The organism is Micromonospora orduensis (assembly GCF_006228125.1).
GTDB lineage: Bacteria > Actinomycetota > Actinomycetes > Mycobacteriales > Micromonosporaceae > Micromonospora > Micromonospora orduensis.
The window spans coordinates 1-7,443 of the sequence record NZ_VDFY01000316.1 but is presented as its reverse complement, the minus strand read 5'-3'; the positions used below and the strand labels follow the sequence as shown (position 1 = coordinate 7,443).

The following is a 7,443-nucleotide window of genomic DNA, read 5'->3' as shown; positions in this document are numbered from 1 at the left end:
GGGCAGGGTCCGGGCCGGGACCCGCCCCGCTGCGGAGGGGAGGGTGAGGTCGCCGTGCGAGCCGCGTTGCCCTGGGCAGCCCTTCTCGCCGTCGGTGGCCCGCGGGGTGGGCAGTAGCACTTGAGACAGTGGGGGCCGGAACCCGGCGCCCGCGCGTCGTCCGGGCGTGCCGGTGTCGCTCGCCCTGGGGGTGGGCAGTAGCCGTGTGGCGTCGGTGCGCGTAGGCGCGTGGTGACCGGTGTGAGCGGTTTGCCCGGCCGTGGTGGGTAGGAGGCCGTGGGTGGAGCCTGACGGTTCGATGAGGTCGGGCAGGCCGTGTTGGTGGCCGGGGCCTTTGCCGTCACGGGCGCAGGGTGTCGGCAGCGTCCGCACCTCCGTCGGGTCGTGGGGTGGGTGTGGCCAGCAGGAACAGCCGGTCGCGGCGGTGGGCGGCACCGATGTCGGACGCGCGTAGGCACGTCCAGCTCGTGTCGTACCCGATCGTGGCCAGGTCGGCTGCGACGACGTCGAAGCCTCGTCGTAGGAGGGCGGCGACGTTCTCCACGAACACGAGCGGCGGTCGAAGGACGCGAACGGCGTCGGCGATGGCACTCCACCGGCTGGAGTGCTTTCCGGTGATGCCGGCGCGTTTGCCGGCGTTGGAGATGTCCTGGCACGGGAACCCGGCGGTGAGGACGTCGACGGGCTCGACGCGGGTCCAGTCGACGGTGCGGATGTCGCCGAGGTTGGGCACGCCGGGCCAGTGGTGGGCGCAAAGGGCGCGGGCGTGCCGGTCGGTTTCGGCGTACCAGGTGAGGTGGCCGCCGAGCACCAGCTCGACGGCCATGTCGAGGCCGCCGTAGCCGGTGCACAGCGATCCGATGCGCGGTGCGGGTCGGTGGTCAATCACGCACCTCCGCCGCGTCGAGCGTCGGAGTCTCACGGTGCCCGGCCAACAGCAGGAGGCAGCAGCTCTGTACTGCAGCCCCGAGGCTGGGGTAGCGGTGCGCAGGCGCACTCACGCGACCACCCCTCCCCCGAGGGTGTCCCCCAGGTATTCCGCGCCCGAGGCCTGGCTCTTGATGAACACCAGGACGTCCTCGTGTGCGATCAGGTGCATGGGGGTGCCGGCGGCCCGGGCCTTGCGGACGGCCCGGAGTTGGAAGAACGACGGCCGCGCGACGAGCCTGCCGTCGCGGACGGCGGCGAGCAGCGCCACGCAGCGGTCGACGGGGGTGAGGCCGGCCCGGATGCCGGCGCCGATGACGGCCGACGGGAGGTCGACCAGTTCGCCGTGCTTGCGCCAGGGTCGGGCGGTCACGACGACGACGCCGCCGGGGCGCAGGAGGGTGTGGCAGCCGGCGAGGATCTGGGCGAACCCGTCGGCGAGTCCGGTGAGGTCGCGGTAGGCGAGGTTTCCGCGGTCGGTGCCGTCGTTGTAGGCGTTGGCGAACTTGGCCACGCCGTCGGTGCCGGGCCGGACCAGGCCGTGCACGGTCGGCCCGTACGGCGGCGAGGTCACCACGAGGGCGACCTGGCCGGTCAGGGCCGCCGGCACCAGTGACAGGATGCTGGTGGCGTCGCCGCGGATGACGCCGGCGCGGCCGGTCGCGCCCTGGGTGTGGGCGTGTTTGATGTTGGCGTCGGCGATGTCGGACCAGCGGGACTCGTATTCCACCCCGATCGCGTCCCGGCCGGCGTGGATCGCCTCGACCAGGGTGGTGCCGATCCCGCACATCGGGTCGAGCACGAGGTCCCCGGGTGTGGTGTAGGCGGTGACGGCGTGCGCGGCGATCGCCGGGAGCATCCGCGCCGGGTGTTGCACGGACTCGCGGACGTACCGGCCTCGGCGCTGGACCGGGCCGGTGGACTGCGCTGTCGCCCACACCGACAGGCCCTCCGGGCCGGGAGCAGCCCGATGCCGTCCGACCGAGGGGGTGCTCATGGCGGCAGTCGTCGTGTTCTGCTCGTCGGACTCGTTGGCGGTGGTGTGTGGGCGGTGCTTAGCCACGGCGACCACCGCCCTCACGCCAGTCGGCCCGGCGCGGGGCCGGGCGCTGGGTCTGGCTGAACACCATCAGGTCCGCGTGGACCCGCAGGTGGGCCACCTGCCGCCGCTGGTTGACGACGGTGGTGAGGGTGAGCAGTTCCTCGTCGGTGACGTGGTAGACGAACGCGTCCCCGTCGGTGTCGGCGGTGACGGCGACGAGGTGCTGCAGGTAGCCGAGCCCGATACCGGCGGCGGCCTGGACCACGCCGGAGAAGTCTTGAGGGCCGGCGGTGGTGCCGGCTGGGACGGTGACGACGAGGATCAGGCAGCCGCCCGGTTGCAGCAACGCGGCGCAGGCGGCCAGCAGCCACGCCAGCCGATCCTGGTTGGCGGCGGCGCTGGCGTGCAGGGGCCAGCACGCGACCACGAGGCTGGTCGCTGCCGTCAGGGAGCCGCCGGGTGGTGGGGCGGCCACCGTGTCGGCCGGTGGGTGCAGCTGCGGGTCGGTGAGATCGTCACCGAACCAGGCGCCTATCTCGGGCAGGTCGTCCCCCTCGCCCGGTTCCGCGCCGCCGGTGGTGCCGGCGGGCGGGACGGCCGTGGCCGGGTCGATGATCAGGCTGGACGCGTCGGTGAACCACGCCGGGTGGTGACGGCGCGCCCCGGCCGCGCAGGTCTGGATGAGGGCGTGGTCGGTGGTGAGGTCGACGACCGCGTCGCCGGGGCGGCTGTAGGCGCTGATGAGGCGGCTGGCCAGTCGGGTGCCGATGCTGCGTCCGGCGTCGCCTGGGGTGCGGGCGGTGCGCCAGACGGTGAGCGGTACCGGTGGGTCGCCGGCGACCAGGTCGGTGGGTGTCGGGTGGACCTCGGCCGGCGGGCCGTTGTGAGCGGTGGGTTCGGGATGCGGGTTGTGGTGTTGCGGCGTGTGCTCGCTCATGTGGTGTCGGCTCCGCGCCGCGCCGTGGTGCGCTGACACCCTCAAACCGGTGTTTGTGAGCTGTGGCGAACACCTGCCGATCTCACGGTGATCTCACGAATGTCTGACAGCGACTTCCCGTCCCCCTTGGCTGTCCTGGCGCCCGAGACGCCCTCGCGGACGCCAGCCTCACGGAGGCCGGATCAGCGTCAGGAGAGTGTCAGAGCCCACGATCAGCCCAGCTCTGTCAGCGTCAGGACCACGTCGGCCATGACAGCGACGCACGCCGATGACACGCGGGCGCTGGCCGGCATTGTCGGACCGCTGTCCGGGCGGCCGCAGACGGCAGCGGTGTCACTGACAACACCCGCTTCGGGTCTGTCATTCGGACGGCGGTTCGTCAGACCGTCGAGGCTGCCGCACGGATGCTGTCAGCCGACGCGGCGGCGCCGGGTAAACGCCGACGGTCGGTGGTGACGTCCCGCCGGTTGCGGTCTGACACCGTTGCGCGGTGAGGCGCTGTGAGAGCGGCCGGGACGCGTCGTCAGGCCCGCGCGGCAGTGCCGCGTTCTCACGCGCCCGGCCGCCGCGGACCGTGTCCGCCGTCTCCGGTCCTGTCAGCGAGCAGGTCAATGTGGCTTTGTCAGAACGACGACGTCCGTCGACTCGATGGTCAGTCAGCGGTGGCCGCGGGCGGCTGACGTCGTCGACCCCGTGACGGTGCCGACGCAGCCTGCGCTGTCAGGGGTCCGTGAGACCGGGGTGGCGCAATGGCGGTTAGGCGCCGCCGGCCGCACAGCTTCGGCCCCGTCATCGACATTCGCCTCTGACATGGGAGTTCGTGACATGACCGCCTCCGACAAGGACTGGCCCGACTCGCCTCTGGACGCCGTGGACACCGCGTTCGCCGACCTGACATGCGACCCCGACCCGTTGTCACTGGACCTCGATCGGCTTGTCGGCCAGCTCGGCGATGACACCGGTCTGCCCGGCGGTGTCATGGCGCTGCCGGCGTTGCGGCAGTGGCTGCTGGAGCATCCTCGCGCCTACACGGCGCGTGACGTGGTGTGGCGGGAGCTGATCCGCCGCGCCCGCCTCGGCGGGCCCGCCTGGGTCATCGCCGCGGTCGCCCTGGCGATGCCCGCGCTGCGTCGCTACGCCGGCCGGCTGCACACCGGCTGGGCCGGCGACGCCCACGACCTGGACGCCGAGATCCTCACCGGCTTCCTGAGCGCCCTGCGTGACCGGGTCGACCTGGCCAAACCGGCGCCGTACGCGGCGCTGTGCATGGCGGCATGGCGGGCCGGGCACGAACTGCGCCAGCGTGACGGCGCCGAGGCCGTGCCGGTCGACGACCTGGAACACGTCACTGGCCCCCGCACCCCGAAGCGCCCCTACGGGCATCCAGACCTCCTCGTACGCCGGGCCGTCGAGTTGGGCATCGTCGACGAGAGCGATGAGCAGCCCTACATCGACCTGCGGCTGGGCCACCGGGCCATCGAACCCATCGCCGCCCGCCTCGGCGTGGAGGTCGACACGCTGCGGCGGCGCGTCGAGCGCATCGACGTTCGCATTGCCGAGGCGCTCGCCGCCGGGTTCCTCACCGAGGTGACCTCACCGCGGGTGCGGGACCATCTTGCCGCGGCGGCCGAGCGACGCCAGCACATCCGGGCCGCCCGCGGCGCACGGCCGGCCGCGGCGCACGTGACGCTGGCAGCGGCCTGACCGCCGAGCATCCGGACGCGGGCTCGACCATCTGGTCGGACCCGCGTCCACGTGCGCCGGCCCCGGCGCTTTCCGCCGCTGCCGCCGGGCTCCCACCCTGGTGCGGGAAAGGTCGCCGTATTCACTGTGGGTGGCACGTCGGGGCCTCACGGAGCTGACAGCGATGCTCACGGGACGACGTTCGGCGGCGGTGAGACTCCCGCGCCGACGCCCACAGCGGGTCCATTCCGAACGGGATGATCGTCAGATCGGGCCGCTGACCTGGGCTGTCAGACGTCGGTGAGGTCGTGTCGGAACTTTGTGGGACCGGCAGGTGTTCGCCACAGCTCACAAACGCCGGTTTGAGGGTGCGGAACTCCTCCGGCGCCACGAGGAGGGCTGGTTCCGCCCGCCGCCGGGCCGGGGACACATGGCCGACACGGGACCGGGCGCCTCGGGTGCCGCGCCACGTTGATGCGCTGACACCTCATCGATCACCGCCAACCCGAACGGGAGGACGAGCTCCTCCCGAGGCTCACCGCGGTCCCCGTCCGACATGTGTCTCCCGAGCCCGGCGGCGGCTCCCTGACCACCGTTTCGACGATCGCCCCGGCGCGAGCCGGGGCGGGAGGTGCAGCCACCCATGTCCCCCACGCTGTGGGCACGTTCCCGTGCCCTGACCATCATGCTGTCCGCGCTCCGCCGAGTCGTCCGGGTCGCCGCGCCCGCGACGGCTGCCATCGTGATGCTGGCCGTGCCCGCCGCCGCCTACGGCGACACCGGCGACCCGGTGATCCTGGCCGCCAACGCCCTGCCCACCGTCATCGCCAACCTGCAGACCTGGGTGATGGGCATCCTGGGCGCCGTCGCCACCCTGTTCCTGGTCCTGGCCGGGGTGTACTGGGCCACCGCCGGCGGCGACCCGGCCCAGGTCGACAAGGCCAAGGGCGCGTTGAAGAACGCCCTGGTCGGCTATGGCGTGGCCGTCCTCGCGCCCATCCTGCTGCAGGTCGTCCGGGGAATCGTCGGAGGCTGACGATGACCTGGGCGCTCAACCAGATCCTCGACTGGTTCGCCGGCCTGCTGCTGGTTTGCCTGAACGGTCTCATCACCGCGATCACCCACGCGCTGCTGATCACCCCGGACGTCACCAGCCTGCCGCAGGTGCAGGCCCTGACCGGACGGTCGATCTGGGTCGTCGACACCGTCTTCGTCCTGGCGTTCGTCGCCGCTGGCGTCCTGACCATGGTCGCCGGCGGCGACGAACGCGCCCGCTACACCGTCAAGGATCTCCTGCCACGGTGCGTCGTCGGGTTCGTCACCGCCCACTTCTCCCAACTGATCGCCGGCACGCTCATCGAGTTCGCCAACGCGTTCACCACCGCCTTGACCGCGCAGGACTTCAACGGCGACGGGGCACTCGACGCCGTCAAGACCCACCTGATCGCCGCGCGTGACCAGACCGCCGGTCTGCTGTTTGTCGTCTGTCTGGCGATCATCGTGTTCCTGCTCGCCGCAACGGCCTGCAGTGTGATCGTCCGTTTCGCGGTCGCGTTGGTGCTCACCGCGGTCGCGCCGATCGCTTTGGCGTGCCACGCCCTACCGCACACCGAGGGTGTGGCACGCCTGTGGTGGCGGTCGTACGTCGCCATGCTGGCGGTCCCGGTGGTGCAGGCGTTCGTGCTGTTCGCCGGGCAGTGGATGCTGCTGGACACCAGAAGCGTGCTGCCGCTGCTGGGCCTGCCGGTCGAACCGGGTGGGGTGCTCAACCTGTTCGTCGTGATGGTCCTGCTGTGGACCACGGTCAAGGTGCCGGGGTTGATGCGCCGCTACGCCACTAGCGGCGCAGGCGGGCGTGGCGGCGAGGCACTCGGCGCGGTCGTGCGGGTTGTCGTGGTGCGGCAACTCACCCGCGGGCTGCGCGTCCCCCGCGTTGGGGCGGTGCGACCATGAGCCACGACCGCCGCGACGAACAGGCTCTCACCGCCCGGATGCCCGCTGATGTGGACGCGCCGGACAAGGTGCTCTACGGGCTGACGTTCCGGCAACTGGCGATCGTGGCGGTGGCCGCCGTCGTGTTCTACGGCGGCTGGAAGGCCCTGTACACCGTCGTGCCCGCACCGGTGCTGCTCGGCGTGGCCGTCGTGCTCGGCGGCCTGGTGTTCGGCCTCGCGGTCGGCCGCCGCGACGGCCTGCCCATGGACCTGTGGCTCCTGTCGGCGGTCCGCCACTCCCGGGGGCCGCGCGCTCTGTCCACCACCGACACCACCGCGAAGACACCCGACTGGGTACGGGTCCCCACGTCGAAGGTGATGCTGCCGGCACCGTTGAGTTTACCCGCCGATGCCATCGACGATCACGGGGAGATCAGCCTCGGTGGCGTGAAGGCGGCGATGGTCGCGGCGACCAGCGTCAACCTGGCGCTGCGCACCGCCGACGAGCAGGCCGCCCTGGTCGACACCTTCGGCCGCTGGCTCAACAGCCTGTCCACGCCGACGCAGATCGTGGTGTCGGCGCAGCCGGTCGACCTGCACTCCGCCGCCCGCGCCCTCGCCCAAGCGGCGGACGAGATGCCGCACTCGGCTCTCGCGGACGCGGCGGCCGACCACGCCCGTTTCCTCGATGACCTCGCGCAGCGGCGGGATCCGCTGCGCCGGCAGGTCCTCATCGTCACCCGGGCCAGCTCGGGAGAGCGGGGCGAGCACGCCGCCCGGCGCCGCGCCGACCAGACGGTCCGGTCGCTGTCCGGGCTGGGTGTCACGACCCGTGCCTTGGACGGCCACGCCACGACCGCTGCCTTGGCTGCCGCCGCCGACCCCTACCGGCCGCCCCGCCCCGGCGGACTCGCTGCCCC

The 7,443-nt window shown here is 72.3% G+C and carries 7 protein-coding genes; 4 read left to right on the top strand and 3 right to left on the bottom strand.

Going from position 1 to position 7,443, the window contains the following annotated elements; all coding sequences use genetic code 11:
• Nucleotides 1-340 precede the first annotated feature (340 nt).
• The 3 genes from FHG89_RS32470 to FHG89_RS32460 form a co-directional block, all read right to left on the bottom strand.
• The gene (locus FHG89_RS32470; protein WP_139588197.1) at nucleotides 341-889 is read right to left on the bottom strand and encodes a DNA cytosine methyltransferase; all 549 of its coding nucleotides are present in this window, start codon (nucleotides 887-889) and stop codon (nucleotides 341-343) included.
• A 108-nt stretch (nucleotides 890-997) separates the two neighbouring features.
• Complete coding sequence (locus tag FHG89_RS32465) at nucleotides 998-1,924, bottom strand: TRM11 family SAM-dependent methyltransferase (RefSeq protein ID WP_244296081.1); 927 nt, start codon at nucleotides 1,922-1,924, stop codon at nucleotides 998-1,000.
• 58 nt (nucleotides 1,925-1,982) lie between these two features.
• Nucleotides 1,983-2,906, bottom strand: coding sequence for a hypothetical protein (locus FHG89_RS32460; protein ID WP_139588195.1), 924 nt, complete (start codon nucleotides 2,904-2,906; stop codon nucleotides 1,983-1,985).
• 825 nt (nucleotides 2,907-3,731) lie between these two features.
• On the opposite strand from FHG89_RS32460, the gene FHG89_RS32455 reads away from it, so the two are divergent.
• The 4 genes from FHG89_RS32455 to FHG89_RS32435 all read left to right on the top strand — a co-directional run.
• Nucleotides 3,732-4,610 (top strand): hypothetical protein, encoded by an 879-nt coding sequence (locus tag FHG89_RS32455; RefSeq protein WP_139588194.1) that lies wholly within the window; start codon nucleotides 3,732-3,734, stop codon nucleotides 4,608-4,610.
• Nucleotides 4,611-5,232: 622 nt separating this feature from the next.
• A complete protein-coding gene (locus FHG89_RS32445; RefSeq protein WP_139588193.1) occupies nucleotides 5,233-5,625 on the top strand; it encodes a pilin in 393 nt (130 codons plus the stop codon).
• A 2-nt stretch (nucleotides 5,626-5,627) separates the two neighbouring features.
• A complete protein-coding gene (locus tag FHG89_RS32440; RefSeq protein WP_139588192.1) occupies nucleotides 5,628-6,542 on the top strand; it encodes a TrbL/VirB6 family protein in 915 nt (304 codons plus the stop codon).
• The coding region (locus FHG89_RS32435) for a PrgI family protein (RefSeq protein ID WP_139588191.1) at nucleotides 6,539-7,443 on the top strand (905 nt) is incomplete at its 3' end. The genes FHG89_RS32440 and FHG89_RS32435, both read left to right, overlap by 4 nt.

Coding starts and splice junctions, on each gene's coding strand:
- FHG89_RS32455 (WP_139588194.1), top strand. CDS start 3,732: ATGACCGCCTCCGACAAGGACTGGCCCGACTCGCCTCTGGACGCCGTG.
- FHG89_RS32460 (WP_139588195.1), bottom strand. CDS start 2,906: ATGAGCGAGCACACGCCGCAACACCACAACCCGCATCCCGAACCCACC.
- FHG89_RS32445 (WP_139588193.1), top strand. CDS start 5,233: ATGTCCCCCACGCTGTGGGCACGTTCCCGTGCCCTGACCATCATGCTG.
- FHG89_RS32440 (WP_139588192.1), top strand. CDS start 5,628: ATGACCTGGGCGCTCAACCAGATCCTCGACTGGTTCGCCGGCCTGCTG.
- FHG89_RS32465 (WP_244296081.1), bottom strand. CDS start 1,924: ATGAGCACCCCCTCGGTCGGACGGCATCGGGCTGCTCCCGGCCCGGAG.